Origin of the sequence: Actinoplanes awajinensis subsp. mycoplanecinus, assembly GCF_001509495.1 — a bacterium.
In the GTDB taxonomy this organism is placed as follows: Bacteria; Actinomycetota; Actinomycetes; order Mycobacteriales; family Micromonosporaceae; genus Actinoplanes; species Actinoplanes palleronii.
The window spans coordinates 1-26,809 of record NZ_LLZH01000015.1 but is presented as its reverse complement, the minus strand read 5'-3'; the positions used below and the strand labels follow the sequence as shown (position 1 = coordinate 26,809).

The following is a 26,809-nucleotide window of genomic DNA, read 5'->3' as shown; positions in this document are numbered from 1 at the left end:
GACCTCGGTGAAGGGTTCGCTGCGCATCAACATGGTCCCACCTCCTGCGGTCTCGACTACGGGGTCAATGCGCGATACCTTGTTTCTAACACGTCATCGAAACGATGACAAGCGGAATGTCAACGAAAAGATGACACGGGAGAGTTCGTGCGGAGAGGACGGCGATGACCGAGACGCCCGGGCCCGCAGCGGAGGCGACCCGCTGGGATCTGACCGCGGCCGCGGCCGCGCTCGCCGCCACCGCGGCCCACGTCGGGCAACCGGCCGCCGGCGACACCGCGGTGAGCCCGGCCGAGTTGCTCGACGCCCTCGTGTTGTTGCGCCGGACGCAGAGCGAACTCGCCGGCCTCGAGCCGGTGCTGATCGCCGCGGCCCGCGCCGCCGGTGTCTCCTGGCAGGCGCTGGCCCCCGCGCTGGGCGTCGCGAGCCGTCAGGCCGCCGAGCGTCGATATCTGCGCAGCGCCTCGGCCCCGACGGAGCAGCCGGACGCGACCCGCGACGCCCGGGTGCAGGCCGAGCGGGACCGCCGCGCCGCGAGCCGGGCCGTTGCCCGATGGGCCAATGACAACACCGCTGACCTGCGCCGGCTGGCCGGTCAGATCACCGCGCTCACCGACCTCGACGCGACGGCCGGCGAGGCACTCGCCCGGCTGCACGACGCGCTCGGCGACCCGGACGCGTCGGCCCTGCCCGGCCTGCTCGCCGCGACCCAGCGGCACCTGGGCGATCACCCGGCGCTGACCGGTCAGATCGACGCCGTCACCGCCCGCACCGACCAGATCCGGCACCGCAGCCGGCCCGAGCGCGGTGACACCGTCACGTGACGGGCCGCGGCGGCACGGGTGCGCCACCACCACGACCGCGTCGTCGGGCCGGTCGGCAGGATCCCGGTGCGAACCACCCGGCTGATCACTCGCGGCCCATCCGGTGACTACCTCTCGGCCTCGGATGGCCGGGCCGACCTGCCGGAGGCCGCGCGCAGGTGTTCGTTGCGGGCGGCGGTCACCGCGACGATGTCGGTGAGCAGCCCTTCGAGCTGCCGCAGAGCGTCGTTGTCGTAGCCGTCGAGGACCTGATTGAGCTGCTCGCCGGTCGGGGCGAGGAACGTCTCGGTGCGGGAGCGTGCTTCGGGCGTCAGCCGGAGTCTGACGATGCGCCGGTCGGAGTCCTCCCGGCTGCGCACGACCAGCCCGGCGGTCTCCAGGCGGTTCAGCAGGGTCGTGGTGGCGCCCGAGGTGTGGCCGATGCGGTCGGACAGCCCCACCGGCGTCAGCGGATCGCCGACGACCTCGGCCCACAGGATCTCCGAGACGGCGACGGCGTCGTTCACATGCACGCCGAGCGACCGGGCCAGGTGGCGGGTGTGCTCGAGGTGCGCGTCGGTGTAGGCGCGCATCAGCTGCAGCACCCGGGAGCGCTGACCAGGGCTGAAGAGGGTGTCGGCTTCCTCACGCTGCTCCGCCATGCCCGCACTTTACTCGATCCAAGAGTTCCTTTAGTTTGAAGTGACTTTAGAAGCGAGGTAGTTGTGACGCCTCGCCTCACGATTGAGGAGCCCCTCCATGCAACGATTCGCTCACGCCGTCCTGAGGCGTCGATGGTGGGTGGTCGGCTTCTGGATCGTCGCCATGCTGGCCGGCGGTTTCGCCGCCGCGCGGGTGCCCGACCGGTTGTCGGCCGACTTCTCGGTGCCCGGCCAGGAAGGGTCGGACACGCAGGCCGACCTCGCCCGGGCCTACGGCATCGACGGCGGCGCCGCCTCGGTTCCGGTGCTCACCGCACCGGACGGGAGGAAGATCGAACGGGCCGAGGTGGCCGGTGTCGCCGCGGCGCTCCGGGCGCTGCCCGGCCGGCAGGTGCTCGACTACGGCAGCACCGGGGACCAGCGGTTCCTGACCGATGACGGGCGCAGCACCTTCCTGCTGGTCTTCGCACCGCCGGCGCAGGGGCCGAGCCTCGCGTCGACCGTGACGGCGGCGGCGCTCCCGCGAGGCCTGGACGCGACAGTGATCAGCTATCAGCAGTTGGTGGCCGGCGGTGCCAACCCCGACGAGGGGGCCGGTGTGCTCGCCGAGACCTTGATCGGCGCGGCCGGTGCCCTGATCGTCCTGCTGTTCGTCTTCGCCTCGTTCCTGGCCTTCGTGCCGCTGCTGATCGCGGCCGTGTCGATCCTGTCGACCTTCCTCGCCGTGCTGGTCCTGACCACGGTCACCGAGGTCTCGGGCGTCGTGCAGTTCCTGATCGCGCTGATCGGCCTGGGCGTGGCGATCGACTACTCGCTGCTGGTGGTCTCGCGCTGGCGTGAGGAACGCGCCCGGGGCAGGTCCGGCGACGACGCCGTCGTCACCGCCATGGTCACGGCGGGCAAGGCGGTGCTGGCCTCCGGGATCACCGTGGCCGTCAGCCTCGTCGCGCTGGTCGCGGTGAACGTGCCGCTGGTCCGCAGCATGGGTCTCGGCGGTTTGCTCATCCCCCTGATCAGCACGCTGGTGGTGCTGACCCTGCTACCCGCCCTGCTGAGCCTCGCCGGACCACGGGTCGACTGGCCGCGCCTCCGCAAGGAGAAGCACGCCTCGGCCGCCTGGCTGACCTGGACCCGCGGGGTGATCCGCTACCGCTGGATCGCCGCCGGCTCCGCCGTCGCCGCACTGACGATCGCCATCGTCCCGCTGTCCGGGCTGCAGATCGGGTCCTCGGGCTCCGGGTCGCTGGCCTCCAGCGGCGCGGCCCACGACACGCTGACATCGCTGCGGGCCGGCGGCGTGGGCAACGGCGTCCTGACTCCGGTGACGTTGCTGGTCGCGCCCGGCGGTGACGCGCAGGCCTTCGCCGACGCGGCAGGGTCCGTCGACGGCGTCCGGATGGCGATCCGCCTCGAGCCCGCCGCGAGCGGAGCCACCGCGGTCGTGGTGGTGCCCGACCACGAGACCGTGGACAACACGAGCGTCACCGTCGTGACCGCCGTCCGGGAGGTGACCGGAGACCTGCCCGGCTACGCCGGGGTGACGGGACCCGGCGCGCAGGTGATCGACTTCCAGAGGGCGGTGTACGACAAGCTCCCGTACGTGATCGCGCTCATCGCCCTGGTCGTTTTCGTGCTCCTGGTGCGAGCCTTCCGATCGTTGCTGCTGCCGCTCAAGGCCGTGGTGCTCAACCTGGCCAGCGTGGCGGCCGCCTTCGGCATCGCCACCTGGTTCTGGCAGGACGGCAACGGCTCGCAAGCAGTCTTCGGCATCGCCGGCACCGGAGCCATGACGTTCTGGCTACCGGTGCTGATCTTCGCGTTCCTGTTCGGCCTGTCGATGGACTACGAGGTGTTCATCCTGGACCGCATGCGCGAGGAGTACGAGCGCACCGGTTCCACCGCCTACGCGGTCGAGCACGGCCTCGGCCGGACCGGACGCCTGGTCACCTCGGCGGCACTGATCCTGTTCTTCGCCTTCGCCGCCCTGGGCTCGGCACCGCAGACCGACATCAAGATCCTGGCCACCGCCCTCGGCGTGGGCATCCTGCTGGACGCGACAGTCGTCCGGGCCTTGCTGGTGCCGGCCATGGTGTCGCTTCTCGGCACCTACAACTGGTGGCTGCCGGCCGGGATCGCCCGCATCCTCCGGGTCGCACCCTCCCCGCTGAAGCCGGACGTCGAACTCCCCGCCACCGCGCACCGGCTGGTCCGACCCCAGAACGCGCACTGACGAAGGAAACACCCGAGCAGGCGCTGGTCCAGGCTGAGGCCGTCCCCGGTCGCTCGCGCTGTCGGCAAGGGGACGTACGCATCAGGCGTCGTCCGTCCTCTCCATGACGAACCTTCCGTCAGGAGGAACGATGGGTGCAGCGCACCATCCGGGTCGCCGGACTTCGACGATGTCGCCGGCCGCCGCCTGGGCCGTGAGCCTGGCGGCCACCGCGGCGTCCACCTACGCGCTGGACGCCTGGGCGGCGGCCGTCGGCGCCGGTCTGGTCGCCTCCGGGTTGCTCGCCGACCTCGGTCACCGATCGGTGGTGGTGTTCCTGCTGGTGAGCTACGCGGCCTGGGTGTTCGGGCTGCGCGCCGGCCTGCAGGCGAACGGCAGCCTGCTGGCGGCGACCGGGACGAGCACCAACGTGCTGTCCAAGCTGGCATACGACCTCACCCGCCGCCGCTTCGGTGCCGGGCGCGCCGCCCGGCTGGCCGCCGCCGTGGCCTACACCGGCACCGAGATCGCCAAGGAGGTGCCGTACTACCTGGCCGCGTTCGGCGCCGCCGTCGCGACCGAGGCGATCACCACCGATCAGGCGCTGATCTTCCTCGGCGGTGCCAACCTCGGCGCCGCGTTCTACGAGGGCGCGCTCGCCCGCCTCACCCGGACCGTCCTGGGCCGTCACCGCAGGCACGCGTCGTTCGACACCGACTGGGTGCCGGGGGAGTACCTCACCGACTACTACCGCACGGTCGAACCGGACGAGATCGCCACCATCGCGTTCCTGGTCGACGCGCTGCGCCAGGCCGAACGGGACCAGCCGATCCTCTACTTCGGGACCGGGCCCACCCTGCACCACGTGTTCGCGTGCGCCGAGACGGCATCCGAGATCCATCTGGGCGACTACCTTCCGGAGAACCTGGCCGAGATCCAGCGGTGGATCGAGCGGGCACCGGGCGCCCACGACTGGCGGCCGTTCGTCCGGTACACCCTGCAGTGCGAGGGCAACCCCTGGCCGACCGACGCCGAGGTGACCGCGCGCGAAGACCTCACCCGGGCAAAGATCACCACATTGGTACGGGTGGACGCCCGCCACCCTCGTCCACTGAACCGGAGTTACCCGACAGTGGTCAGTGCCTACTGCGCGGACTCGGCGACCGGCGACCGGGCCACGTGGCAGCTGTTCATGCGGCACATCACCGGCCTGGTCCAGCCCGGCGGCCTGTTCCTCACCGCGGCGCTGCGCCGGTGCCGCGGCTACACGGTCGGCGGCAAGACCTTCCCGGGCGCCGACATCGACGAACGCGACCTGCGCGGGGCCCTGCGCCCCGACTTCGAACCGCTGCACGAGGAGGGGATCGAGGTCATCCCGACGGCCCAGCACGGTGCACACGGTTACGCCGCGATCCTGCTCTGCCGGGCCCGCCGCGCCTGACCGGACGCCACCGCCCGCGACCCGGCGGCCGCTCAGCGCGGTGGCGCCGCGACCGCGACCGCGAGCGGATCGGCGTCCGGCAGCACCCGGGTGATCACATTCGTGGCCGGGTCGGCGCGCGAGACGTGGCGGTCGACCACCCAGATCGTGGATCGCCCGGCCACCAGGACGAAGGCCGGGTCGTCCGGATCGGCGGCGGTGAACGGGGTACGGGCCAGCACCGCTCCGGTCGCGGCGTCGACGCGGACCACCTGGGAGCGGACCTCGTCGCCCACCCAGAGCGAACCGGAGGCCTCGACCGAGGGCAGGTCCTGCGAGACGTCGGAGACCCGCACACCGTGCCGGTCGGCGAGCCGGGTCAGGGTGCCGCAGGTGCCGGTCGCCCACACGTCGGCACCGGAGCCGACCAGCGACAGCACCGGTTCGCCGAGGTCGACGGCCTGCACCTGGCGGCCGGTGTCCGGGTCGAGCCGGCGCACCGTGGCCGAGTTCACGCCGCTGGCGTAGAGGCCGGGCACGAGCTGCGCGACGCCCTCGGCGAGCGGGACCGCCACGGTGTGCGCCGGGGCCGCCGGGTCGACGCGCAGCAGGCCGCGCCCGTCGGTGAGCCACAGCCAGCGGCCGTCGCCGACCAGCCCGGCCGGGGTGAACCCGGCCGGCAGCGGTGACGAGCTCACGCGCGCCGCCGGGGAGATCCGCCACAACCGGCCGGGCTGGGCGATCCACAGCGCCCGGTGCGCGAAGACCAGGCGATTCTGTGCGAACGGCCGGGCCGCGTGCACGCCGGCGTGCCCGACGACGCGGGCCGTGACCGGATCGACGACGGTCACGTCGCCACGGTCGAGCGCGTAGGTGAACAGCCGGCCGCCACCGGCCGCCATCAGCATCGCCACGGACGGGCGCAGCGCGATCGTCGCGCTCAGCCGGTCGGTGCGGGAGTCGACGGCGCGCAGCGACCCGTTCCGATCGGCCACCCACAGCGCCTCGGGTGTGCCCGGTGTGCTCGGCGGCGGGCCCGAGACGACCGGCGCCACCTCGCCGGGCGGGCAACCGTCGGTCGGCCCGGCGCGCCGGCAGCCGGCCGGCAGGCTCACGGCCAGCGCCAGGACCACGACGAGCGCGCCGCTGCGGTGACGCCTCATCGGCCGGGGAAGAAGCCGTCGGTGTCGCGGGCCCGCGCCGCGGTGAGCCGCTCCCGCATCAGCCGCAGCCCGGTGTCCTCGTCGACCAGGCAGGCGGCCAGCAGCTGCCCGGCACGGGCCCGCACCCCGGCCTCGTCGGGGTGGCCGGGCAGCCACTGCTCCGGCTCGCCGACGGTCAGCCCGACCCGGCCCGCGCCGAGCGGCTCGGCACCGGGCGGCGGGCCGCCCAGCCGGGCCAGATGGCCGGGCGAGAGCACCTGGAACCACATCGCGGCCGGCACGATCAGGTCGGGCACGTGCTCGCCGCCGGGCCGGCGGCCCTCCCAGTGGGTGGAGAGCGCGTCGCGAGCGGTCGGTGCCGCTTCGACGCCGGCCCAGGCCAGGCGCTCGGCTTCGGCCCGGGCGAGGTCGCGCTGAGCGCGCATGGCCAGGGTGACGTCCTGGCCGGCGGCGGTGAGCGTGGCCTGTTTGACCGTGCCACCCAGGGTGCCGGCCACCGCGGCCACCGTCGCGGTGGTGGCGAAGTCGCTGGCCACGACGGAGACCGGGGCGCCGGTGCGCAGGGCCGGGAGCAGCGCGTCCACCACACCGGGCCAGGCCAGCTCGACCTCGGCCGAGACGACGACACCCCGGGGCGGCAGGCCGGGCGCGGTGTCCCGCACCCAGCCGGCCGCGATCCGCAGCAGGTCCCCGGCGCCGCGCGGCGCGTCACCGAGCGGCCGGCCGACCGGACCGCGCAGCCAGGCCCGGGCGATCGGCCCGAGCCCGGTGACCACCGCGTACCGGTCACCGATCCTGCCCGGGGTGGTGATCGCCGCGTCGGTGATGCCGGCCGCGACGAGCCGGCCCGCGATCAGGTCGGGCACGGTGGCGAACCTCGACGGCGGGCGGGTGCCGAAATCAATGATCATGAGGTGGCCGGCCGGCACCGCGATCGGTTCCGGCGCGAACGCCGGGCCGAGCGCGGCGATGTCGGCCAGCCCGGCGGTCAGCGCCGCCCGGACCCGGTCCGGATCTTCCGGCGAACGCACCAGCAGCACCGCGTTGCTGCCGCTGCGCCACCGGCGGGTCAGACCCGGTTCGACGCTGACCATGCTGGATCCTCCTGGGGAGTCGGTGGGCCTAGACCGGTACCAGCGGGACCTCCGGGATGATCGGGATCGGGATGCAGAAGCCGCAGCCGAAGACCCCGTTCTCCGCCTCGCTGTTGCCGTTGTCCTCGTTCAGGTCGCCCTTGGTCCGCACGCCGGCCGGAACCTTGTCGCCGTCGTCGGTGAAGTACACGTGCCCGGCCGGCAGACCGAGCCCCCAAACATAGACCTCGGTCGGGAAGATCGTGTACCAGTGCGGGTACACCGGGAAGGTGGACGCCCACTGCTGCAGCTCGGTGCCGCGCTCCCAGACGATGTCGTACCAGTGCAGCCCGGTGTCCTGGTAACGCTGCAGCTGGTTGTCCACTTCGGTCCGGGTCTCTTCGCCCTTGTACCGCTTGACCTCGTAGATGTTCTTCTCCTTGGTCACGATGTCGATCCGGAAGCCCTGGTAGCCGATGTCCGGGTCGACGCCCGGCACACCCGGGTTGTCACCGACCTCCCAGTCGATCTGTTTGCTCATCGTCACCCCGAAGCCGAGCTGGTCGTCCTTGAACCGCTGCCACCCGGTCTCGTACTGCCGGGCGAGTTCGTTGATCGCCAGCGCGTGCGCCGCCTTCTCCTGCGCACCCGAGTTCCAGGTGTCGTTGAGGCAGTCCTCCACCCCGGACAGGCAGTCGGACTTGAAACCCCAGCCCCGGGTCCACAGCGGCCCCTTGCCCTGGAAGCACTTCTGGTGCCGGGACAGCGAGTTGCCCGGGTCCGGGTTCTCCCAGCAGTTCTGCCACCCGCTGAGTCCTTGCAGCCCGATGACGAGCTGGGAGAGGAAGTCGAACAGCGCGATCCGGCCGAGCGGGTCGACCATGTTCAGCGGGTTGTCGTTCGCGTACGGGTACGGGCTGGCCGGACGCGACGAGCCGATCAGCACCGACAGCGGGTCGCGGGAGTCGAACCTGCCCTCCGCGGGGGAGTACCAGCGGGCTCGCAGGTAGACCGACTGGGCGCCGGCCGACAGTTCACCGCGGTAGCCGAAGCGCGGGCCGTCCGCCGTGGGCAGCCCGGCGATGTCCGGGTTGCCGAACGCGTCGTACCTGGCCGCCAGCGCCCACGCGGCGGTGGGCAGCGTCCACAGCGTCGAGCCGTAGGCGTCCTCGGAGAACGTGACCGCTCCGAGCGTGGTGTCGGCCGAGATCCGGCCGGCACCGTACACAAAATCGGTTTTGCCGTCCTCGCGCAGCACCTGCGGGGTCTGTTCGCCGACGCTCCACTGGAACGTGGTCTTCGGCCCCTTGTCCGGGCCGATGCTGGTGAGCAGGCCGTCGCCGTTGTAGACCGACTTCTCCACCGTGGTGAGCAGCAGGTGGGTGGTCTTGCGCACGACCGGCTTGCCGAACGAGTCGTACTCGGTGCGGACCTCGTGGCCGGGGCTCGCGCGACCGGTCAGGCGCCCGGCCGCGTCGTAGGTGTAGTCGGTGTGCTTGAGCCCGGTGTCGGTCGAGATCAGCTGGTCGGCGGCGTCGTACCGCAGGACGGTGTCCAGGCCGGGCCGGGAGACCTTGGTGCGGTTGCCGTTGACGTCGTACGTGTAGCTCGTGGTGCCGTCTTTGACCAGCCGGCCGGCCGGGTCGTAGGCGAACCTGGTGCTGACGCCGAAGTCGCTCTGCTGGACCACCCGTCCGTCGCCGTCGCGGTCCAGCGTGGTGTCCTGCGCGACCGACAGGCCGCCGAACTGCTTGTACTTGACGAGCATGCCGCCGTCGTAGCCGTAGGTGCGCACCACGCCGGCCGGCAGGTCGGCTTTGAGCACCTGACCGTCCGGGTTCACCGTGTACGCGGTCCGCCCGGCCCGCGGGTCGTCCACCCCGACCAGGCGGCTGCCCGCGTCGTAGGAGTATGTGACCGTGAGCTTGTCCGGGTACCGCAGACTGGTCCGGTTGCCGTCCGCGTCGTAGGTGAGGGCGTACGCCTCCTTGTTCGGTTCGGTGAACCCGGAGACCCGGCTGTTCGCGGTGTAGGTGTAGGTGGTGGTCCCGGTCGCGTCGGTCATGCTGGTCCGGCGGCCGTCCGCGTCGTACGTGAACGACTGGACCTTGCCGTCGTCCCCGGTCCGGGTCAGCAGCTCACCGACCGCGTCGTAGCTCATCCGCAGGGTCTTGCCGTCCGGGTCGGTGACCGCGGCCAGGTTGCCGGACGCGTCGAAGGCCTGCTTGGTGACCCGGTGGAGCGGGTCGGTGGACGAGGTCTGCCGGCCGGCCTTGTCGTAGGTGTACGTGGTGACCGAACCGCTCGGCTCGGTGATCGTGAGCAGGTTGCCGGCGCCGTCGTAGGTGTAGGCGGTGGTCTCACCGTTGGCGTTGCTGCTCGTGGTGAGCCGGCCCTTCGCGTCGTACGTCAGGTGCTTGACCGCACCGGTCGGGTCGGTCGACGCGATCTGGTTGCCCTTGGCGTCGTACTGGTAGGTGGTGACGCCGCCGCGCGGGCCGGTCGCCTTGACCAGACGACCGTTCTTGTCGAACTCGGACCGGCTGACCAGGCCCGCCGCGGAGGTCTGCGAGTTGCGCCGGCCGTCCGCGTCGTAGGTGTAGCGGGTGACCCCGCCGAGCGGGTCGGTGACCGTGGTCAGGCGCCCGTTCGCGTCGTAACCGTAGGTGGTGACGTGCCCGAGCGGGGTGGTGGTGGTCAGCGGGCGGCCCACCTTGTCGTAGGTGTACCGGGTGACCGCGCCGCTCGGGTCGGTGCGGGTGAGCACGTGGCCGGCCGCGTCGTACGAGGTGCGGCTCACGTTGCCCATCGGGTCGGTCACCGCGATCAGGCGGGCGTTGGCGTCGTACGCGTAGGTGGTGGTGCGGCCCATCGCGTCGGTGGAGGAGGTGAGCAGGCCCCGGCTGTCGTACGTGTTCTTGGTGGTGCCCGCCGGAGCGTCGCGTTTGGTCTGGTTGCCGTCGGCGTCGTAGGTGTAGCTGACGGTGTTCCCACTCGGGGTGGTCGCCTGGGCGACCCTGCCGAACGGGTCGTAGCTGAACTTCTCCACACCCCCGATCGGGTCGGTCACGGTGGCCACCTGGCCGTTCGCGCCGTAGGTGTAGCTGGTGCGGTTGTCCAGCGGGTCGGCGACCGTGGCGAGCCGGCCGTTGGTGTCGTAGCTGTTCTTGGTGACCGCGCCGTTCGGGTCGGTGGTGTCGAGCAGCAGCCCGGCCGTGGAGTAGCGGTACTTGGTGACCGATCCGCCGGGATCGGTGGCCGCGGTGACCCGGCCGGAACCGTCGTAGGCGTACCTGGTGGTCAGGCCGAGCGGGGTGGTGACCTCGGTCGGGCGGCCGACCTGGTCGTAGCCGTAGCGGGTGATCCCGCCGGCCGGGTCGGTCAGCTCGATCAGGTGGCGCCCGGCGTCGTAGGCGTACCGGGTGACCGCGCCGGCCGCGTCGGTGGCCTCGGTGACCAGTCCGTCGACCACGGTGTTGGTGCTGACCGCGCCGAGCGGGTCGGTGATCCGCGACGGGGCGCGGTCGTCGCCGTTGTAGGCGTACCGGGTGACCGCGTCGGTGGCGTCGGTCGTCGTGACGACCCGGTCGAGGGTGTCGTACTCGTAGCGGGTGACGCTGTCGGCGATGCTGCGGCTCAGCACGTTGCCGCGGGCGTCGTAGGCCAGGGCGATGTCCAGCCCGCCGGCGGTGTGCACGGTGGTGATCCGGCCGCTGGCGTCGAAGGTCTGCGTGATGCTGCCGCCGCCCGGGTCGTCGATCGAGGTCAGGTGCCCGGTGGTGTCGTGGTGGTAGGTCGCCTTGGCGCCGTCGGTGGCGGTCACCACGGTGGTGCCGGCGTCGAGGTCGTAGACGAACGTGGCGTCGCCGCCGGAGCCGTACTCCTGGCGGGTCACCCGGCCGGCACTGTCGTACTGGTTCGTGACGACCAGCCGGTCCTCGCCGTCGCGGATGTCGCCGAGGCGCCCGCCGTCGGCGGTGTAGTTGGCGATCACTCCGGTCGGTCCGGTCACGGAGGTGAGGAAGCCGTTGTCGTACGCGTAGACGACCGAGCGCTGGTCGCCGGTGGTGACCTGGGTGATCAGGTCATCGGTGTAGGTGATGGCCAGGCTCGGGCCGGACGACTGGGTGGCGGTCAGGAGCCGGCCCTGAGCGTCGTAGCCGAAGGTGATCCGGACGCCCTGCGACGACCGGGAGGTGCCGCGGCCGTCGGCGCCGAAGGCCCAGATGTCACCGGACAGGCCCCGCAGGCTGTAGGTGCCGTCCGCGTTGTGGGTCAGGTCGGCGTCGAAGTCCTGCGGCCGGGTGTAGCCACCGCCGGAGGCCGGCGCGAAGGTGAGCACCCGTCCGTCGTCGGCGTGGTAGCGCACGCTGCCGTCGTCCTCGGCGACGAGGTGGGCACTGAGATCGGCGGTCCAGCCCTTGCCGAACGGCCCGGTCGTGTCGTCGAGCGCATTGTAGGTGCGGCCCCAGTGCAGGAGCCCGGCCGGAAAGTCCAGGTCCGACGCCGAGAGCGAGTAGTTGCCGGTGGCGGAGTTGACGCCGCTGCCGGCGATGCCGAAGACCGCATCGGAGCCGAACAGTTCCGCAGCCGGGCGGTCCACCAGCGGGGCCGCGTAGGCCCGCCCGACCGCGAGATTCAAGGTCAGTAGCGTTGCCAGGGCAGCAGTTATCCACAATCGTCGCTTCATGTCCTCCCCCGAAGGCGCAAAGGCCGCGGCCGGCGAGGGTCGCGCGACCGCTGATCCTGGCGGACGTTACACCGAAGATTGTCGATGTCTTGTCCCCGCGCTGCGCCCGGTGTGCAGTGGCGGAAGCCGTTAATTTCCTGGTTCGGGCGCCGGTCTCGCATCGAGATGAGATCGACGTCTGCTGATTTATGTCCGATCATCCGAGCCCGCACGAGCCGACGGTCCAGGTGGGACTCGGCCACTCGACGCCGAGCCTGCGGCCGTAGCGAAGGCGAGACCCCACGCGCGACGCCTGCCCCGCGCCGGCGGCGGCGCGGGGCTCTACTTCAGGCGGGCGGTCGCGGTGCCGGCCGGTGTCGTGCTCAGTGCCGGGGGTCGGGCGCTGGTGACCGATCCGGCGGGTCCAGCTCGCTCATGTAGGTGTGCATCGTCGACCGCATCCGGCTGACGACCGAGTCGATGCGGTCCAGGTCGGCGGGGGAGTAGTCGCCGAGCACGGTGCCGAGCAGCCGGCTCAGCGGTTCGTGGAACGCGGTGGCCGCGGCGTGGATGCCGGGCGTGGAGCGCAACGTGACCACCCGCCGGTCGCTGTGCTCACGGGTCCGCACGACGTGGCCCGCCTGCTCGAGCCGGTTCAGCAGGATCGAGGTCGCGCCGGTGGTGAGCCCGATCCGTTCGGCGAGGCGCGCGGGCGTCAGCGGCTCACCCCGGCCCTCCGCGCTGATGATCTCCACGATCGCGACCGCGTCGGTGCCGTGCATGCGCATGCTCCGCGCGAACACGCGCCCCAGTTCGCTCTGCGCCGCGGCCAGTCCACGGAGGCCCTCGATGACCTCATGCGCCCGTCGGTCCGTCATGTCGTCGCTCACGCATCACCCTCTCCGTCCGGGTTGCAAAATATCAGATCGACAAAGTATCTTTTCCGCAAAACTACTTTGAGGGAAAGCAAGACGACAGGAGGAAATGCGCGTGACCTCGCGTGACGGCACGCGGGACTTCTTCTCCTGAAAGCGGGCACCAGCATGGGTCTCAACCACATCAACCTCTGCGCCAGCGACGTCACCGCTCTCGCTGGCACACTCGTCACCCACTTCGGCTACCGGATCATCGACACGGGCCGCGCGCCCGCCGCGTTCGGTGGCGGTTCCTTCGCCGCCGTCGCCGGGAGCGACGGCTCCGAGTTCGTCATCACCCAGATCGATCCGGTACCGGGCGGCGGGTCCGCGTACCCGAAGGGCTTCCACTTCGGTCTCATCCAGCAGTCCCGCGAAGCCGTCTACACCAAACACGCCGAACTCACCGCGGCCGGCCTGAACCCCGGCGCGATCAGCGACGGATTCCAGGTCTGGGGAGCGACCTGGACCGCGTTCTACTGCCCCCTGGGCGACGGCCTCGACATCGAGGTGAACTACCGCACCCACTCCGCGCTGCTGGACGCCCCGCCATGTTCCGAGGGCGCCGGCCCGGCCGAACCGGCTGGTCGGCGGGTGAGTCCGTGACGGCTGTGCAGGTCGTGGGGATCCGCCCGCTGTTACGCCGTGCGCTCCATGTCTCGCATGCCCGTCATCAATGCGATCACCGAGGCGGCGGCCAGGGACTGAGGGTTGAAATCCTCGTTCGGCAGGAACTGCCGCAATAGCGAGCTCTCCATCAAACCTGGGGCCGGCACCTCGCTTCACCGGCCGACGGCACGCACGCTCATGGCCGGCCAGGCAAAGCCGTCAATGGGTAGTGTGGCATCCACTCCGGCGTCACCCTGTCGTCATGGGCGGCGGATTGGCTGATCGGCATGCCAACTCGTCGTCAGCTTCTCTCCGGCGCCGCCATCGCCGCGAGCGCCATCGCCCTGCCGGGTGGCGCCGCGTACGCGTCCGCGCCAGCCGACCTCTTTCCCCTCGGTGTGGCCAGCGGTGACCCGCTGCCCGACGCCGTGATCCTGTGGACCCGCCTCATCAAGGCCGGCGGCCTGCCGAACAGGGCCGTCGAGGTCGACTGGCAGATCGCCCACGACGAGCACTTCCGGCGGGTCGTCCGCTCGGGCCGCACGTACGCGCGTCCCGAACTCGCGCACTCGGTGCACGTCGACGCCCGCGGCCTGCACGCCGGCCGCGAGTACTTCTACCGTTTCCGGGCGCTGGGACGGATCAGCCCCACCGGCCGGACCAAGACCGCGTTCCCGGGCAGCGCGCTGCGCTTCGGCATCGTCAACTGCCAGGACCTCCAGAACGGCTACTGGCCCGCCTACTGGGGGACTGGCGGCCGAGGACCTCGACGTCGTCTTCCACCTGGGCGACTACATCTACGAGTACGACCCGGACAGCGCGTACGCCGATCGCCGGCACACCACCCCGCAGACCCTCGGCCTCGACCAGCTCGTCACGCTCGACGACTACCGGGCCCGGCACGTGCAGTACAAGGGTGACCCGGCGTTGCAGGCGGCCCACGCGGCGTTCCCGTGGATCGTGACCTGGGACGACCACGAGACCGAGAACAACTACGCCACTCTGGTCGACGAGATCGATGACACCGGCGCCAAGCTGCAGACGCCGGCGCAGTTCGCGAAGCAGCGGGCGGCCGCGTACCAGGCGTACTACGAGCACATGCCGATCCGCGCCGACCTGCGCCCCGGCCGCGCTGACCTGCGCATCTTCCGCCGCTTCGACTACGGGCGGCTGGTGCGGTTCAACGTGCTCGACACCCGGCAGTACCGGACCGACCAGCCCGGCGGCTTCCCCGGCGACTTCGGCCCGGCCGAGGCCGGGCTCGCGAACACGACCGGCACGCTGACCGGCGAGGACCAGGAGCGGTGGCTGCTCCACGGCCTCGACCGCAGCCCCGCCCGCTGGAATGTCATCGCCCAGCAGGTGATGATGAGCCGCATCAAGTTCCCCAACCCGTCCGGCGCCGGGCCGACCACCCTGGCCAACCTCGACCAGTGGGACGGCTACGCGCCGCAGCGCACCCGGCTGCTGCAGCACCTGCACGATGCGAAGGTCGCCAACCCGGTGGTCCTCGCCGGCGACATCCACTCCAGCTGGTTCAGCGAGCTGAAGCTTGACTTCGATCGGCCGGAGCAGCCCTCCGTGGCGGTCGAGTTCACGGCCACCTCGGTGAGCTCCGACTTTCCCGCCGCCTTGGACGCGCCGATCAAGGCGACCAACCCCGTCCTGAACCCGCACGTGCGGTATTTCGACGGTTCCCGCCGCGGATACCTGCGCTGCACGGTCAACCACCACGAGTGGCGCACCGACGCACGCACGGTCGAGACGATCGCCGTGCGGGAGGCGCCGGTCAGCACCACCGCCTCGTACACCGTCGAATCCGGCACATCCACACTGCTGAAAAGCTAGTCCCGCCGGTCCACGACCGGTAGCCGATCCGGGCCACCACCTGCGGGTCGACCCACATCGCCGCCGCCATCGCGGCGCTCTCGGCGTGCCCGGCCGGTGGGCTGCCGAGCCCACCCGGCTCCCGCTGTCGGCAGCCGACACCGCCCGGGTCACCGGCCCGCTGTTCCGCTTGCGCGACGGGCAGGGCAACCCTTGCATCGTACGCAAGGGGGTGCCGGACCGGGCCGGTCACCGCGTACCCCTGATGTGTTCTGCGCACCGCACCCCGTGCGGACCGAAAGTGAGGAGTCGGTCGCCACCATCATGATCTTTCACGGGGAGCCGCAGGCCGACTACGGCCTGCGGCCCGCCGTCGCGGCGGTCAGTAGTGGATCTCGAGAGCGTTGGTGAGGTCGGTGACGCCCGGTGCCGACCACGCTGCGCGTTCTACCTCGCGCCGTTCTGCCCAGGAATGCACGGTTCCTTCGAGCATGACATGACCGGCGTGGTTGACGTTCACCGTGATGTCGCGACCTTCGGCCTGGGCGGTTCGCGCCAGCGCGGCATTGATGACCGCCTTGACGTCGGTCGGCGATGCGACGGGCTTGAGTGTGATGGCGTTGAAGACCTGGAGGACACCTTTGAGGTGGCGGACGGCTTCTTCGGCGGCCTCCCGCTGGTAGTGCCAGGCAACCTCGCCATTGAGGGTGATGACGTGCTTGTGGACGGTCGCCGTCACCGTCTCGGCCGGGACAGTGACGGAACGGGCGAATGCCTCGCCGGCTTCCCGTGCGATGTCGGTGTCGTTTATTCCTGACCAGCTGTTGCGCACGGTGATGTCCTCCGCCACGGCGGTGACCCCGCGTACGCGTAATGCCGCGTGTTCCGCGAGTTGTTTCTCAGGCCAGCTCTCCACCTCTCCGGACAGGGTGACCGCGCCGTGGTTGACCGCGACTCCGACGTTCGTGTCACTCACACCGGGGGTGCTCCACTTCAGTTCGTCGGTCACCGCGGCCTTGAGTTGTTCATCGGTCCTGTGCAGTGTCTGGGTCATGGCTTTTTCCTTTTCTCTTCGAAATGAGGTTGCGGACAAAATCTGTTTCATTCCTACGGATTCGGTCGCGGTGCCAGCGCAGGAGGGAGCGACGGTCCGAACGGAGTCGCGCAGCCATCAATGCGGTGAAAACGGCGATTGGCAATGCCCGTGCCGTCATGGCGGAAATGGCGACGTGTGCAGCATGGCGAGGACGTTCGGTCGCGTTCGCCTCGGTCGAGGGGAATGCGCGGCGGCGGGTCGGCGGCCACCGGGGACCAGAGCGGCACATCGACTGTACGCCCGCCGGGCGGTGCCGCGCTTCTCGTCAGCGCAGCCCGCATCGCCGCCACCCTTCTTGCCGGCCAGAGCCGTCGCGGGAGGTCTGCCGGACGGCCCGGATGCCGGCCCGGCCGAGTCGGAAGACGGTGTAGTACTGAGCGACGGCGCGGGACAAGCGTAGGGTTCGGATGGTTGCTCCGGACCCTGGTGGCTGACATGTCGCCCCGTGGCAGGAGCTTTCATGCCGACGAGATCGCAGCTGTCCTCGCGTGCCGCTCACCTCATCGAATCCGGCGGCTCGCCGGGGCGTGTGATGGCGAGGCGCTGTCCGCGGCGTGGCTGACGACGACCGCACTCGAGGTGGCGGCCCTGCCGTCGAGCGCGACCATCGAGGTCCCCGCCACCGTGGACGGCTCGCACACCCCACGGCTGTCCACCGGCCGGACCATCGGGGGAGTCGGCGACCGGCGCACCCACCCCACCATCTGATCTACCCGAGGAGGACCTGGTGAACAAGAATCTCGATCGCGGCGATCGGCCGGCACTGCACATCCCGTCCATCAACGAGGATCTGGCTCAGCGGGGTGAATGCGGCCGGGTGCATCTGCCCACCGGAGACACGTGCAGGTTGCGCAGACATCATGACGGCTCGTGTCAGTTCATGATGCTCGGGAGCGGGCAGCGTCGCTGACGGTGTGCCGGAGGCCCCTCGCCGGGCCAGGAGGGCGCCGGAGCGGGCGGCCGCCGTGCTGCTTGTGGTCCGCTGTGGCGAGCCGGCCGGCTACGCGTGGGGCCCCGTCGGATGAACGGTGAGGATGCTGAGCGTCCCGGTCTCCTTGAGCATGCGCAGGAGGAAAGCTGGTGGGTCGGTGAACTCCAAGCAGCAGCCGCTGCTCAGGGCTGCCTGGCTGAGCAGGATGAGGACAGCGAGGCCACCGCAGTCGATGAACCTCACCCCGGCGAGGTCGACGGCGATGTGGTGCGGACGTCGTGTGCGGAGGGCGTCGAACAGTTGCGCTCGGAGTTCTCCGGTGTTGTTGAGGTCGATCTCGCCGGCGACGGCGATGTGGACGATGCCCGCTGCCGGGTTCGTCGTCTGCAGGCTGAGCTGAGCGGGTGATGACACCCGCGGCGTGATGGACATGGGTCCTCCGGACTGATGACTTCTGCGGGCGAGGGCGATCGAGCAGGGTCCGGGCCCGTCGTCATGAGTCGAGGTGTGGCAGTGCCGATGCGGCCCGGCGCGGGCGGGAGCTGTCGACAGCCGCACAGCGGGAGGTGCGTACCCGGTCCCGCACCGGCTTTCACTCGGCTGCTGGGGGATGCCGGATGGCGCCGGGCCGGACCGGTTCGAGGCGATGCAGGGAGAAGATCGCGGAACGCAGTTCGCGGATGATCGTGTCGGTGTCGTCGATGGCGTTCATGATCGTGGCCTGGGCGGTGCTGTCGTGCAGGCGAGCAGCGATGCCGTGCAGGTCGATACCGAGCCGGGACACGCGGTGCAGCACGTGGTGGTGCAGGTCGTCACCGATCTGCTGGCGATCGTCGCTCAGCCGCAGCTGCACATTGTCGTGTCGAGCCAGGGCCAGTTGCATGACCAGGGCGGCGTGGCGGGCGTAACCGCCGAAGAGCTCGAGGTCCAGGGCGTCGAAACGGGGAGCGGCGCGCTGGTTGCACACGAACAGCACACCGGTGACCGCAGCGTCGCTACGCATCGGCAGCGCCACCGCCGGCCCGACTCCGTCGAGAAGCTGTCCATCCGCGCCGGGTCTCGCGTACCAGTCGGCGACGACAGCGGGTCTACGGTCGGCGAGCGCGTCGGCGTAGACGGATCCTGCGGTGGAGAAGGTGGTACCGATGCTGTCGGTGTAGACGCCGCCGCCCGCGGCGACCAGCAACATGTCCGGCTGCCCTGCGGGTACGCAGACGCACACTCCGGCGGCGGACGATGCGCTGGTCGCGTGGGCGACGATCTGCGGCAGCGCGAAACCGACCGGATCGTCGTTGCCCAGCACGGCGGTGGACAGCTCCGTCATCGCGGCCTGCCACTGCTGGCGTCGGCGAGACTCGTGCAACAGCGCTGTAGCGCCGCCGGCGACCGCCGCCAGCACCGTCACCAGTTCTTCGTCGTCGGCCCGGAACGTCTCGGCATCGGTGTTGCCGGCGGGGTACGGACTGCCGAACGCCGGTACCCCGATCTGGATCGGAACACCGGGAAACGACGGCGCCGGCGGCTGGCGGGCAGGGAATCCGGCCGCGGGCAGCTGTCCGGCGCTCGCCGGACTCCCGGAGTACGTGTGACCGGGAGCCGGCCCACTCCCTGCCGAGGTATCCGCACGGTGGGTGCGGACCGGTGTGGCCACGGTGATGACGCTGCGATGTGGTGTGCGGTCGGTCATGGCTAACCCCCAGGCGGATGGAACCCGGCCCGGGGTCTGGAGGCAGGAGGCATGTTTCGCGCGGAGGGTGTTCAGATCCTGCTCCGGCGGAGCGGCGCTACTCCTTGGACGTGATGCTACGCCCGATGTCGCGTGGTGGTGTGGGCGCCGGGGGACGCCGGGGTGGTCCGGTCGGATCCGCTGATGATCGTCTCGGCGAGGGCGGACAGGCGCTGGTTCTGGTGGCGGGCGCCGGCGCGCATGGTGATGAACGCGGCATCCATGCTGATCTGGAGTCGTTCAGCGAGAACGCCCTTGGCCTGTTCGATCAAGATCCGGCTGTCGAGCGCATGCTGAAGTTGCCGGCTGAGGACGTTCCCGTCCTGGATGGCGCGTTGCTGCAGTAGTCCTATCGTGGCGACGTCGGCCATGGCTCGGCCGATCCGCAGCTTCTCCGGGGGCAGCGCGCCGGGTGCGGTGTCGAAAGGTTGAGGGCGCCGATGATGGTGGTGCGCAGGCGCATCGGGAGCGCGTACACGGCGGCGAAGCCGGCTTCCGCGGCAGCCGCGGTGAATTAGGGCCACCGATAGGATCGAGGCAGATCGGGGACCGATACCGGTGCTCCGCTGTGGTAGCAGTCCAGGCACGGGCCTTGGTCGGCTTGCGGCCGGAACAGCTCCGGCAACCGGGTCCGTGCCGATGAGGCGGCGACCAGTTGCAGAGTGCCTTGACCGTCGGCGAGCAGCAGCCCGGCGGCGGAGACGCCCAGCAGCTCCACACAATGTTCGGTGAGGCCGTGCAGGAAGGCGATCACGTCGAAGTCGTCGACGAGCGTGTCGGCCAATGTCACGAGTACGTCCGCCAGGTGGGTTTCGGTCACGTCATTCACCCTCGTCATGCGGTAGGTCGTTCGGTGGATCGAGGTGAGCAGGTCCAGGGCCTGCCGGGGCAAGGGCGTGGCCCGGTGGCGGCCGGGAGACGAGCGGCCACCGGAACACCGAGCCGGCGACCCTATGCCGGAATGACGGCCGTGGGGCACGCGGCATGCTGGACGCAGTGCTGACTGACCGAGCCGAGCATCATCCCGGCGAAGGCGCCGTGCCCGCGGCTGCCGACGACCAGCATCTGAGCGCCGTTGCCGGCAGCCAGCAGCACCTGCGCCGCCGGACCCTCCACGACCCGGGTGGTGACCGGTATCGGGTGTTGCTCCTTGCCCAGTACCTCGGCCACTGTTTCGGCCAGAGCCTTCTCCGCGAAGGTGACGATCCCGGCGTCATCGATACCGGTGGGCGCCCACCCGTAGGCATAGGCGTACATGGGCGGAACCTGCCATGCGGCGACGGCCTCGACGGATGCCCCGGACATCCGCGCCTGCCCGAGCGCCCAGCACAACGCTCTTTTCGAACCGGCGGAACCGTCGACTCCGACGACGATGCGCCGGTCGGCTACCCGTTCCTGATCGATCATGTCGAACTCCTGATCATGTGGAGCCCGTTGTCGCCATCGGCGGGCCCGAGGAATCTTCTGGATTGGCGGGACGGCGTGCGCGCCCCCGGCCGACCGGGCTCGCAGGCGGCAGGGCGGCGGTCCACATCAGAAGCGTGCACAACGCTGCGGTGGCTGCCCGGACAGTCGGTCGAGGCCGGAATGACCGGATCAGAGATTCCGTGATCGTCGGCGATGGCGACCATCGCACTCACATTTCTTCGGATTTGTCATGGCCACGTCCCGCAGCGCGTTCTGCGTGGTCCCTGGATGGATCGGACGGCCCACCGCGCGGTGATCCATCCTCATTGCGTGCTTCGGCAAGAGGGCTCGGAACCGCCATCCACGCTGGCGGGAGCGGTCGGCGGCGAACTCGCGGCCACCGGGGTCCAGGGCGACGCCCTTACCGTACGCGCATTTCAGGCGGCTGGTGACCGGCGGGTGCGTTGCGCACACTTCCGGACCCACCCCGCGTCCGGCCGCGGCGGGAGGGAGCCGTGTCGAACGGTGCCGGGCAGCACACTCAGGGACGGCCGGGGCTCAGGAGACTCGGCTGGTGTGGCGCTTCCCGACCGCGATGTCGAGGATGACGGGTAGGTCCGGGCGGTTGAGGACATGGCGGACGTGGGTGAGGGCGTCGTCCTCGATGTGGTGCCGTACGGCGGCGATGTCCGCGTCACTGCTGGTCCGTACGGTTATCGCGAGCCGGGGATCGGTGGGGCTTCCGTAGACGCCGGCGTGGCTGGCGTCGATTCCCCGGTACGAGTCGATCTCGGTGGTGACGGCGTCGGCGAGGGTGCCGGCGTTCAGTGTCGTCGGACCGTCGGCCCGGTCGCCGGCGATGACGATGTCGCCGGCGCGTGCCGGTGGTGTCAGCACGGCGATGAGCCAGCGCAGCGCGAGGCCGGCCGCGATCACGCCGGCCAGGGCGATCACCGGCCAGAACCAGATGCTGTTGTCACCGACGTACCGGGCGATCGGGTTGTCGGTCAGATATCGGCCGGCGAGGTGAGAACCGAAGACCTCGGTGCCGGCCAGGACCCCGGCGGTGCCGGCAGCGAGCAGCGACGTGCCGAGCAGGGTGAGCAGGGCGCGGTTGGTACGGTCGGCGTACATCATCGCTCCGGTGCGGTGACCTTGACCGACAGGGCCGGTGGCCGGGTCAGGCCGAGTGCGTCGAGCTGTCGCCGGGCAGCCTCGGTCAAGGTCGTACGCAGTGCCCCGGTGTCCGAGGCCGCGCCGGCGCGCGCGGTGACACGGATGCGGGCACGGCGTCGCCTGACCGTGACGCGGGCCTGGCTGACGCCGTCGACCTCGGTGACGGCTCGCCGCAGGCTGCGCGCCAGGCCGCTGCGGGTGATGGCGGCATCGGTGGCGGGATGTGAACAGGAGATCGGCAGTCGGTCCGGGCGTCGTGGTGTGAGCTGCGTGGCAAGCAGGAGCACTCCGGTCACCGTCAGACCGATGCTGAGCAGCAGGACCGGAGCCGCACCCCAGGTGGTTCGGGTCGCCCAGTCGTAGACGCCGGGCCAGTTCAGGACCAGGGGGCGGTGGTTGGCGCGTTGGGCGCTCACCTCGAGCACCGTGACGGCTGCGGCGAGGACGACACCGATGGCGAGTAGCACAGCGAGCAGCCGGTTGACGACTCTCATGGCCGTACGCCCTCGCCGTTGCCGGTGATCAGCCCGGTGACCGTGATGCGGATCTCGGCGACGGTCAGCCCGGTCAGGTCGTGGATCCGGGCTCGGACGTGGTCGCGCACCCGGGTGGTGACCTCGGCGACCGGGGCGGGCCAGCGGGTGCTGATGGCCAGGTCCAGGTAGACGGTCCCGCCGTCGATGTCCGCGGCGGCTTTCGGCGCCTGATGCAGGCCGGTACGCCGGATGCCGAGGTGCCCGGCGCCGGGGATCGCGTGACCGAACACCCGTGGTGCGGCGCCGCCGGCGTCGGGGATCTCGAGGACGGCCTGAGCGGCGATCTTCTCCACGACCCGATCGGCGATGACGATGTGCCCGGGTTCGCTGTCGCCTGCCGACGTCGGGTGCCCGATGCGTGGGGCCTGCCCGGCGGGTGCGGTCATCGACGGATCCGCCGGCCCTGCAGGTATCCGGCGAGGTCGACCTCGCCGGCCGATACCTGCGCGACGGCGAAGCCGATGCCGCCGAACAGAGCCACGATGAGCATCTGTCCGAGACCGCCGAACGCGAGCGCGAAGCCCAGCGCCAAGCCGACGACGGTGCCCAGGAACATGCGGTTCATGATGTTCTCCTCTCCAGACTGTTCCCGCACGGCGACACCCGGGCCGGCGGCGGCTCTTCGATGTCGGCGACGATCACGTCGACGCGGTGCAGGGGTGCGAGTTCGCTCGCCGCGAGGCGGACCTGCGCGGCGAGTTCGGTGACCGGCTCCCAGCGGCCACGGACCTGGATCAGCACCGTGTCGGCGGTGACGGTGATGCCGTTGACCCGGCGGCCGGGCAGATAGGTGGTCACGCCGCCCGGCGGGCCGGCGACCAGGCCCGCCACGGCCGGGCAGCCGCGCACCGCGGCGGCGACGAGGTCGACGTCGACCCCGCCGACGATCGCGTCATACGGTCCGGCCGCGGCGGTGACTGTCATGAGACGCGGGACTCGGGGCGGTCCTCGGGAGCTTCCGGCATGTGGACGTCGTCGACGCTGACGTTGACCTCGACGACGTTGAGGCCGGTCATCCGCTCGATCGAGGTCTTGACGTTGCGCTGGATGCTGCGGCCGAGATCGGCGATGCTGATCCCGTATTGGACGACGACGTCCAGGTCGACGGCGGCTTCGGTCTCGCCGACCTCGACGCCGACGCCCTGGGCGATGTTCGGGCCGTTGCTGCCCGGTATCCGCTCGCGGATCGCGCCGAATGCACGGGTGCTGCCACTGCCCATCGCATGGACGCCGGACACCTCACGGCAGGCTATTCCGGCAATTTTCTGCACGACGTTCTCGGCAATTATGATCTTGCCTTCAGCGGTGTTGAGCCGGCTCTGGCGCGGCGGAGCCGGCGCGGTAGCGGTATTGCGGGCGGGAGTCGCCGGTGCGGCCGACTCGTTCTTGGTCAGTGTCGTTGTCATCGGAACACGTGCTCCTTAAGGATGTGGCGTCGTCGGGCGCCTGCGGTTCGGTGCAGCGCCATTCGCTGCGGTTGGTGGCGCAGTGGTTCGGTACTCGACGGTTCCGGGCGAAGTCCCCTTGGGCAGGTTGTCGCCACGGCCGCGGTGGGGAGCCGCATCCACGTTCCTTCGCATTGCCGCCGAGCAGATGCCGCGGGGTGAGACGGCCGCGGGCATATCGCGATGAGGATGAATTCCTGGCGGTGTACTTGCCGTTGTCGCTGACCGGCTTCCGCCGGAAATCGGCGCCCGATCGACGGCTCATCACCCGGCTCGCGATACCCCAGTGGCGTCTCGACATGTCGATGAAACGGGAGCACCGGATCGCCGGGGACCGGAGCGATATCGTCAGCGTACGCCTGATCAGCTCATCTGGCGGCGGGCACATGTCACCTGCCGCCAGGCTATTCACCTTCGGGGAATCCGCGCGCCCGGAATTACCCTCGTAGCGTAATGGCATCGCCCTGAAGGATCGGTGCTCGACCCATTATGGACAGTTATGCGGCCCGGCCGGCGGGCTACCGTCGGGACGGGTGCCCGGACCGAGGAGCGTTGCATGGTGAACCTGTTGTTGACGGCCGCGGGGGAACAGCACATGGCCTGGTGGTGGCAGACCCTGATCGGCGCCGGTGTCGCGCTGCTGGTGGTCTGGCTCGCTCTGCTGATCGCCCTGTTGGTCGCCCGGCCTGATCGCGCAAACCTCAAGGAGGCTCTTCGCCTGTTGCCCGATCTGCTGCGGTTGCTGCGTCGTCTCGCCGCCGACCAGCAGTTGCCGCGCGGTGTCCGGATCCGCATCGGTGCGCTCCTGGCCTACCTGGCGTTCCCGTTCGACCTGATCCCCGACTTCATTCCGGTGCTCGGGTATGCCGACGATGCCATCATCGTCACCGCGGTCCTGCGGTCCACGGTGCGCCGGGCCGGTGTCGACGCCGTCCGCCGGCACTGGCCCGGGACCGACGAGGGCTTCGCCGCGCTCAGCCGCCTCACCGGTCTCACCGGCCTTGGCGGGTGAGGCGGCCTCGGCGGGTGAAGCGGGTGAGGCGGCCGGCCGGCTCACCCCACCTTGATGATCACTTTGCCGGAAGTGTGACCGTTCTCGACGGCGGCGAGGGCGGCCGGAGCGTCGGACAGCGGATGCACCGCGGTGATCGCGGGGGTGAGGACGCCGTCGAGCGCCAGCCGGGCGGTCCGCTCCAGGTTCTCGCGGTCCAGGCGCCGCTCGACGAAACGCCCACCGATCTCGGCCACCGACATGTCACCCACGGCGATGACGGTGCGCGGATCCTTGGCCAGCGGGGCGACCGCCCGCAGCGACGTGCCGCCGACCAGGTCGACGATCCCGTCGACGCCGTCCGGGGCGAGCTCGCGGGCCGCGGCGACGACGTCCCCGGCGGTGTAGTCGACGAACCGCACCCCGACGGCCTCGGCGGGCTCGCGCTTGGCGGTGCTGCCGATGCCGATCACCCGCAGGTCGCGCTCGACGGCCAGCCGGGCGACGAGCAGGCCGACCCCGCCCCCGACCCCGTTGACCAGGATCGTGGCACCGGCCGGGAGGCCGAGCTGGTCGAGCGCATCCACCGCGGTCGTCCCGGCCACCGGCAGCGTCGCCGCCACGGCCGCGGACAGGCCCGCCGGGATGCGCGCGGTGTTCGGCGCGGACAGCACCGTCGTCTCGGCATAAGTGCCGCCACCGGTGAGCGCGAACCCGAAGACCGCGTCACCCACCTCGAGCCCCTCGACACCCTCACCCCGAGCGAGAACGGTTCCGGCCGCCTCCATCCCCAGCACCAGGGGAAACGGACGTCCGCCGTCAAGACCAGGGACAAGACCTGAGCGTACGAGGTGATCAAGCGGATTCACGCCGGCCACCTCGACCCGGATCAGCACCTCGCCGCTGCCGGGGACCGGGTCGGGACGCTCGAAGAGCTCCTGGACCTCGGGCCCGCCATAACTGCCGAATCCCCATGCCTGTCCCATTTTTTGCCGCCTTCGCGTGACCGGCCCGGACCGTTCCGGGCTCTGCAGCGATCCTCACTGCTGACACCGATGTGAAGGGCAACCGGCTGAGTCACGGGTCACAGCATCAGGCCGCCGGTGTCACCGCCTCCGCAGCGGTGGACAGCTCCGCCCAGTGCCGCCGGTTGATCCCGATCAGCACGTCGAGCGCATCCCGGGTCTCGACCAGGTGCGCGATGTCGGCGTCGATCCGGTCGCGCTCACGCGTCATCGTCACGAACGCCGACGCGGTGACGTCCGGGTCACTCGGGACATCCACGCACGGCAGCACCGACGCGATCACCCGGCTGGACATGCCCGCGTCGAACAGCTGCCGGATCAGCGTCACGCGCGCGACCTCGTCCTCGGAATAGTGCCGCTGCCCGGCGCCGGAGCGTGAGCTGCTCAGCAGTCCCTGCTCCTCGTAGTACCGCAGTGAGCGCGCGCTCACACCCGTACGCTGGGAAAGCTCACCGATCCGCATCCCCGCAAGGCTACGCGCGGGTGCTCCGGGGCTCGGAGCCCCGGCAGCGGCTCCGTTCACCGTTGGTTCTGGTCCCACTTGTTCGTGCTTGATCGCTGCTGGCTGTCAGCATGGTGACGTGGTGGATCTTCCTGGATTTGACGATCATGGACCTGACGACCCCGATGGGCCGGGTCTGGCGCGCGACGGCTCGGCGTTGCTGGACCGTTCGGGGTTCTGGGCTGCGCACTTGGGGCCCTCGCTGGAGGCGGATCTCGACGATGAGCTGGCCGAGATGTTTGACGAGCCGCTCTCGGCAATCCGGGCTACCTACGAGGAGCTGACAGATCCCGCGGGCTGGCCGGTGTTCAGCGTCGATGCGGGAGGCGGCGCTCGGCTGGCGCTCATCTATCGCAACTTCGTCGAGGACGGCGGGATCGATTTCCTGTTCGCGGGTGGTCTGAGGGAGCGGTACATCCGCATTGCTGTCATCGAGGGTGCGCTTGAGGGGCCAGGCATTTCGTGGGCCGAGTTGGCTTCTGTGGCGGATCGTCAGCATGGCTACCTTGAGCGGGACAGGACGCTGTTACTGACCTTTGCTGGTCAGGGTCACTCTGGAGTCCATATCGCCGTTTCGAGTGATTCACATTGGTTTGGGTCTCGTGTCTAGATAAGGCATGAGATA

28 protein-coding genes and 1 pseudogene are annotated in these 26,809 nt (G+C 70.4%); 10 read left to right on the top strand and 19 right to left on the bottom strand.

The window, feature by feature from the left end:
• Positions 1 to 164: 164 nt before the first annotated feature.
• Positions 165 to 824 carry a hypothetical protein gene (locus tag ADL15_RS05205; RefSeq protein ID WP_067685450.1) on the top strand — a complete coding sequence of 220 codons (660 nt, stop codon included), beginning with the start codon at positions 165 to 167 and terminating at the stop codon, positions 822 to 824.
• 107 nt (positions 825 to 931) lie between these two features.
• Here the strand turns inward: ADL15_RS05205 and ADL15_RS05200 are convergent, their stop codons facing one another.
• Complete coding sequence (locus tag ADL15_RS05200; RefSeq protein ID WP_067685449.1) at positions 932 to 1,465, bottom strand: MarR family winged helix-turn-helix transcriptional regulator; 534 nt, start codon at positions 1,463 to 1,465, stop codon at positions 932 to 934.
• Between the two features lie 97 nt (positions 1,466 to 1,562).
• Here ADL15_RS05200 and ADL15_RS05195 point away from each other — a divergent pair, with 97 nt between their 5' ends.
• Together ADL15_RS05195 and gntF are read left to right on the top strand one after the other, a co-directional pair.
• The gene (locus ADL15_RS05195; protein WP_067685448.1) at positions 1,563 to 3,695 is read left to right on the top strand and encodes an MMPL family transporter; all 2,133 of its coding nucleotides are present in this window, start codon (positions 1,563 to 1,565) and stop codon (positions 3,693 to 3,695) included.
• Between the two features lie 130 nt (positions 3,696 to 3,825).
• Positions 3,826 to 5,115 carry a guanitoxin biosynthesis pre-guanitoxin forming N-methyltransferase GntF gene (gene gntF / locus ADL15_RS05190; protein WP_232343908.1) on the top strand — a complete coding sequence of 430 codons (1,290 nt, stop codon included), beginning with the start codon at positions 3,826 to 3,828 and terminating at the stop codon, positions 5,113 to 5,115.
• Between the two features lie 32 nt (positions 5,116 to 5,147).
• Here the strand turns inward: gntF and ADL15_RS05185 are convergent, their stop codons facing one another.
• The 4 genes from ADL15_RS05185 to ADL15_RS05170 form a co-directional block, all read right to left on the bottom strand.
• Positions 5,148 to 6,257: an NHL repeat-containing protein gene (locus ADL15_RS05185; RefSeq protein WP_157441177.1), complete on the bottom strand. Its 1,110-nt coding sequence runs from the start codon at positions 6,255 to 6,257 to the stop codon at positions 5,148 to 5,150.
• Positions 6,254 to 7,351 carry a hypothetical protein gene (locus tag ADL15_RS05180; RefSeq protein WP_067685445.1) on the bottom strand — a complete coding sequence of 366 codons (1,098 nt, stop codon included), beginning with the start codon at positions 7,349 to 7,351 and terminating at the stop codon, positions 6,254 to 6,256. The genes ADL15_RS05185 and ADL15_RS05180 overlap by 4 nt, the downstream gene beginning before the upstream one ends.
• A gap of 28 nt (positions 7,352 to 7,379) precedes the next feature.
• A complete protein-coding gene (locus tag ADL15_RS05175; RefSeq protein WP_067685444.1) occupies positions 7,380 to 11,972 on the bottom strand; it encodes a DUF6531 domain-containing protein in 4,593 nt (1,530 codons plus the stop codon).
• 410 nt (positions 11,973 to 12,382) lie between these two features.
• Positions 12,383 to 12,877, bottom strand: a complete 495-nt coding sequence (locus tag ADL15_RS05170) for a MarR family winged helix-turn-helix transcriptional regulator (protein WP_067685453.1) — start codon at positions 12,875 to 12,877, stop codon at positions 12,383 to 12,385.
• A 165-nt stretch (positions 12,878 to 13,042) separates the two neighbouring features.
• Between ADL15_RS05170 and ADL15_RS05165 the strand changes: the two genes are divergently transcribed.
• From ADL15_RS05165 to ADL15_RS53955, 3 genes and pseudogenes are all read left to right on the top strand, one after another.
• On the top strand, positions 13,043 to 13,519 hold the full coding sequence (locus ADL15_RS05165) for a VOC family protein (protein WP_067685443.1): 477 nt from the start codon (positions 13,043 to 13,045) through the stop codon (positions 13,517 to 13,519).
• A gap of 290 nt (positions 13,520 to 13,809) precedes the next feature.
• Positions 13,810 to 14,130 (top strand): annotated as a pseudogene (locus tag ADL15_RS55010) (PhoD-like phosphatase N-terminal domain-containing protein); the annotation flags it as partial.
• 142 nt (positions 14,131 to 14,272) lie between these two features.
• The gene (locus tag ADL15_RS53955; RefSeq protein WP_338025517.1) at positions 14,273 to 15,370 is read left to right on the top strand and encodes an alkaline phosphatase D family protein; all 1,098 of its coding nucleotides are present in this window, start codon (positions 14,273 to 14,275) and stop codon (positions 15,368 to 15,370) included.
• A gap of 361 nt (positions 15,371 to 15,731) precedes the next feature.
• On the opposite strand, the gene ADL15_RS05155 is transcribed toward ADL15_RS53955, so the two are convergent.
• Positions 15,732 to 16,403, bottom strand: a complete 672-nt coding sequence (locus ADL15_RS05155; RefSeq protein ID WP_067685442.1) for a BON domain-containing protein — start codon at positions 16,401 to 16,403, stop codon at positions 15,732 to 15,734.
• A 621-nt stretch (positions 16,404 to 17,024) separates the two neighbouring features.
• Here ADL15_RS05155 and ADL15_RS56345 point away from each other — a divergent pair.
• Positions 17,025 to 17,153 carry a hypothetical protein gene (locus ADL15_RS56345; protein WP_269748306.1) on the top strand — a complete coding sequence of 43 codons (129 nt, stop codon included), beginning with the start codon at positions 17,025 to 17,027 and terminating at the stop codon, positions 17,151 to 17,153.
• Between the two features lie 19 nt (positions 17,154 to 17,172).
• Positions 17,173 to 17,355 carry a hypothetical protein gene (locus ADL15_RS51055; protein ID WP_198170561.1) on the top strand — a complete coding sequence of 61 codons (183 nt, stop codon included), beginning with the start codon at positions 17,173 to 17,175 and terminating at the stop codon, positions 17,353 to 17,355.
• A 90-nt stretch (positions 17,356 to 17,445) separates the two neighbouring features.
• Here ADL15_RS51055 and ADL15_RS05150 read toward each other — a convergent pair whose 3' ends face one another.
• From ADL15_RS05150 to ADL15_RS05105, 11 genes are all read right to left on the bottom strand, one after another.
• On the bottom strand, positions 17,446 to 17,808 hold the full coding sequence (locus ADL15_RS05150) for an STAS domain-containing protein (protein ID WP_067685441.1): 363 nt from the start codon (positions 17,806 to 17,808) through the stop codon (positions 17,446 to 17,448).
• A 160-nt stretch (positions 17,809 to 17,968) separates the two neighbouring features.
• Positions 17,969 to 19,063, bottom strand: coding sequence for a GAF domain-containing protein (locus tag ADL15_RS05145; protein WP_067685440.1), 1,095 nt, complete (start codon positions 19,061 to 19,063; stop codon positions 17,969 to 17,971).
• 116 nt (positions 19,064 to 19,179) lie between these two features.
• The gene (locus ADL15_RS55005; RefSeq protein WP_232343907.1) at positions 19,180 to 19,473 is read right to left on the bottom strand and encodes an ANTAR domain-containing protein; all 294 of its coding nucleotides are present in this window, start codon (positions 19,471 to 19,473) and stop codon (positions 19,180 to 19,182) included.
• A 143-nt stretch (positions 19,474 to 19,616) separates the two neighbouring features.
• Positions 19,617 to 19,922 carry a GAF domain-containing protein gene (locus ADL15_RS55000; RefSeq protein ID WP_232343906.1) on the bottom strand — a complete coding sequence of 102 codons (306 nt, stop codon included), beginning with the start codon at positions 19,920 to 19,922 and terminating at the stop codon, positions 19,617 to 19,619.
• A 131-nt stretch (positions 19,923 to 20,053) separates the two neighbouring features.
• Entirely contained in the window at positions 20,054 to 20,509 is a 456-nt protein-coding gene (locus tag ADL15_RS05135; RefSeq protein WP_067685439.1) for a universal stress protein, read from the bottom strand.
• A gap of 558 nt (positions 20,510 to 21,067) precedes the next feature.
• On the bottom strand, positions 21,068 to 21,646 hold the full coding sequence (locus tag ADL15_RS05130; protein WP_157441175.1) for an Asp23/Gls24 family envelope stress response protein: 579 nt from the start codon (positions 21,644 to 21,646) through the stop codon (positions 21,068 to 21,070).
• A complete protein-coding gene (locus ADL15_RS05125; RefSeq protein WP_067685437.1) occupies positions 21,643 to 22,179 on the bottom strand; it encodes a DUF6286 domain-containing protein in 537 nt (178 codons plus the stop codon). Before ADL15_RS05125 ends, ADL15_RS05130 begins: the two co-directional genes overlap by 4 nt.
• Positions 22,176 to 22,607, bottom strand: a complete 432-nt coding sequence (locus tag ADL15_RS05120; RefSeq protein ID WP_083970924.1) for an Asp23/Gls24 family envelope stress response protein — start codon at positions 22,605 to 22,607, stop codon at positions 22,176 to 22,178. The genes ADL15_RS05125 and ADL15_RS05120 overlap by 4 nt, the downstream gene beginning before the upstream one ends.
• The gene (locus tag ADL15_RS05115) at positions 22,604 to 22,786 is read right to left on the bottom strand and encodes a hypothetical protein (RefSeq protein ID WP_067685436.1); all 183 of its coding nucleotides are present in this window, start codon (positions 22,784 to 22,786) and stop codon (positions 22,604 to 22,606) included. Before ADL15_RS05115 ends, ADL15_RS05120 begins: the two co-directional genes overlap by 4 nt.
• Positions 22,783 to 23,145 (bottom strand): hypothetical protein, encoded by a 363-nt coding sequence (locus tag ADL15_RS05110; RefSeq protein ID WP_067685435.1) that lies wholly within the window; start codon positions 23,143 to 23,145, stop codon positions 22,783 to 22,785. The genes ADL15_RS05115 and ADL15_RS05110 overlap by 4 nt, the downstream gene beginning before the upstream one ends.
• Complete coding sequence (locus tag ADL15_RS05105) at positions 23,142 to 23,627, bottom strand: Asp23/Gls24 family envelope stress response protein (protein WP_067685434.1); 486 nt, start codon at positions 23,625 to 23,627, stop codon at positions 23,142 to 23,144. Before ADL15_RS05105 ends, ADL15_RS05110 begins: the two co-directional genes overlap by 4 nt.
• A gap of 595 nt (positions 23,628 to 24,222) precedes the next feature.
• Between ADL15_RS05105 and ADL15_RS05095 the strand changes: the two genes are divergently transcribed.
• The gene (locus ADL15_RS05095) at positions 24,223 to 24,678 is read left to right on the top strand and encodes a YkvA family protein (protein WP_198170559.1); all 456 of its coding nucleotides are present in this window, start codon (positions 24,223 to 24,225) and stop codon (positions 24,676 to 24,678) included.
• A gap of 41 nt (positions 24,679 to 24,719) precedes the next feature.
• Here the strand turns inward: ADL15_RS05095 and ADL15_RS05090 are convergent, their stop codons facing one another.
• Both ADL15_RS05090 and ADL15_RS05085 read right to left on the bottom strand, forming a co-directional pair.
• Positions 24,720 to 25,643 carry an NADP-dependent oxidoreductase gene (locus tag ADL15_RS05090; protein WP_067685432.1) on the bottom strand — a complete coding sequence of 308 codons (924 nt, stop codon included), beginning with the start codon at positions 25,641 to 25,643 and terminating at the stop codon, positions 24,720 to 24,722.
• 106 nt (positions 25,644 to 25,749) lie between these two features.
• On the bottom strand, positions 25,750 to 26,145 hold the full coding sequence (locus ADL15_RS05085) for a MerR family transcriptional regulator (protein WP_067685431.1): 396 nt from the start codon (positions 26,143 to 26,145) through the stop codon (positions 25,750 to 25,752).
• A 118-nt stretch (positions 26,146 to 26,263) separates the two neighbouring features.
• On the opposite strand from ADL15_RS05085, the gene ADL15_RS05080 reads away from it, so the two are divergent.
• Positions 26,264 to 26,794, top strand: a complete 531-nt coding sequence (locus ADL15_RS05080) for a hypothetical protein (protein ID WP_157441174.1) — start codon at positions 26,264 to 26,266, stop codon at positions 26,792 to 26,794.
• Positions 26,795 to 26,809 lie beyond the last annotated feature (15 nt).

Coding starts and splice junctions, on each gene's coding strand:
- ADL15_RS05205 (WP_067685450.1), top strand. CDS start 165: ATGACCGAGACGCCCGGGCCCGCAGCGGAGGCGACCCGCTGGGATCTG.
- ADL15_RS05200 (WP_067685449.1), bottom strand. CDS start 1,465: ATGGCGGAGCAGCGTGAGGAAGCCGACACCCTCTTCAGCCCTGGTCAG.
- ADL15_RS05195 (WP_067685448.1), top strand. CDS start 1,563: ATGCAACGATTCGCTCACGCCGTCCTGAGGCGTCGATGGTGGGTGGTC.
- gntF (WP_232343908.1), top strand. CDS start 3,826: ATGGGTGCAGCGCACCATCCGGGTCGCCGGACTTCGACGATGTCGCCG.
- ADL15_RS05185 (WP_157441177.1), bottom strand. CDS start 6,257: ATGAGGCGTCACCGCAGCGGCGCGCTCGTCGTGGTCCTGGCGCTGGCC.
- ADL15_RS05180 (WP_067685445.1), bottom strand. CDS start 7,351: ATGGTCAGCGTCGAACCGGGTCTGACCCGCCGGTGGCGCAGCGGCAGC.
- ADL15_RS05170 (WP_067685453.1), bottom strand. CDS start 12,877: ATGACGGACCGACGGGCGCATGAGGTCATCGAGGGCCTCCGTGGACTG.
- ADL15_RS05165 (WP_067685443.1), top strand. CDS start 13,043: ATGGGTCTCAACCACATCAACCTCTGCGCCAGCGACGTCACCGCTCTC.
- ADL15_RS05155 (WP_067685442.1), bottom strand. CDS start 16,403: ATGACCCAGACACTGCACAGGACCGATGAACAACTCAAGGCCGCGGTG.
- ADL15_RS05150 (WP_067685441.1), bottom strand. CDS start 17,808: ATGTCCATCACGCCGCGGGTGTCATCACCCGCTCAGCTCAGCCTGCAG.
- ADL15_RS05145 (WP_067685440.1), bottom strand. CDS start 19,063: ATGACCGACCGCACACCACATCGCAGCGTCATCACCGTGGCCACACCG.
- ADL15_RS55005 (WP_232343907.1), bottom strand. CDS start 19,473: ATGGCCGACGTCGCCACGATAGGACTACTGCAGCAACGCGCCATCCAG.
- ADL15_RS05135 (WP_067685439.1), bottom strand. CDS start 20,509: ATGATCGATCAGGAACGGGTAGCCGACCGGCGCATCGTCGTCGGAGTC.
- ADL15_RS05130 (WP_157441175.1), bottom strand. CDS start 21,646: ATGATGTACGCCGACCGTACCAACCGCGCCCTGCTCACCCTGCTCGGC.
- ADL15_RS05125 (WP_067685437.1), bottom strand. CDS start 22,179: ATGAGAGTCGTCAACCGGCTGCTCGCTGTGCTACTCGCCATCGGTGTC.
- ADL15_RS05120 (WP_083970924.1), bottom strand. CDS start 22,607: ATGACCGCACCCGCCGGGCAGGCCCCACGCATCGGGCACCCGACGTCG.
- ADL15_RS05115 (WP_067685436.1), bottom strand. CDS start 22,786: ATGAACCGCATGTTCCTGGGCACCGTCGTCGGCTTGGCGCTGGGCTTC.
- ADL15_RS05110 (WP_067685435.1), bottom strand. CDS start 23,145: ATGACAGTCACCGCCGCGGCCGGACCGTATGACGCGATCGTCGGCGGG.
- ADL15_RS05105 (WP_067685434.1), bottom strand. CDS start 23,627: ATGACAACGACACTGACCAAGAACGAGTCGGCCGCACCGGCGACTCCC.
- ADL15_RS05095 (WP_198170559.1), top strand. CDS start 24,223: ATGGTGAACCTGTTGTTGACGGCCGCGGGGGAACAGCACATGGCCTGG.
- ADL15_RS05090 (WP_067685432.1), bottom strand. CDS start 25,643: ATGGGACAGGCATGGGGATTCGGCAGTTATGGCGGGCCCGAGGTCCAG.
- ADL15_RS05085 (WP_067685431.1), bottom strand. CDS start 26,145: ATGCGGATCGGTGAGCTTTCCCAGCGTACGGGTGTGAGCGCGCGCTCA.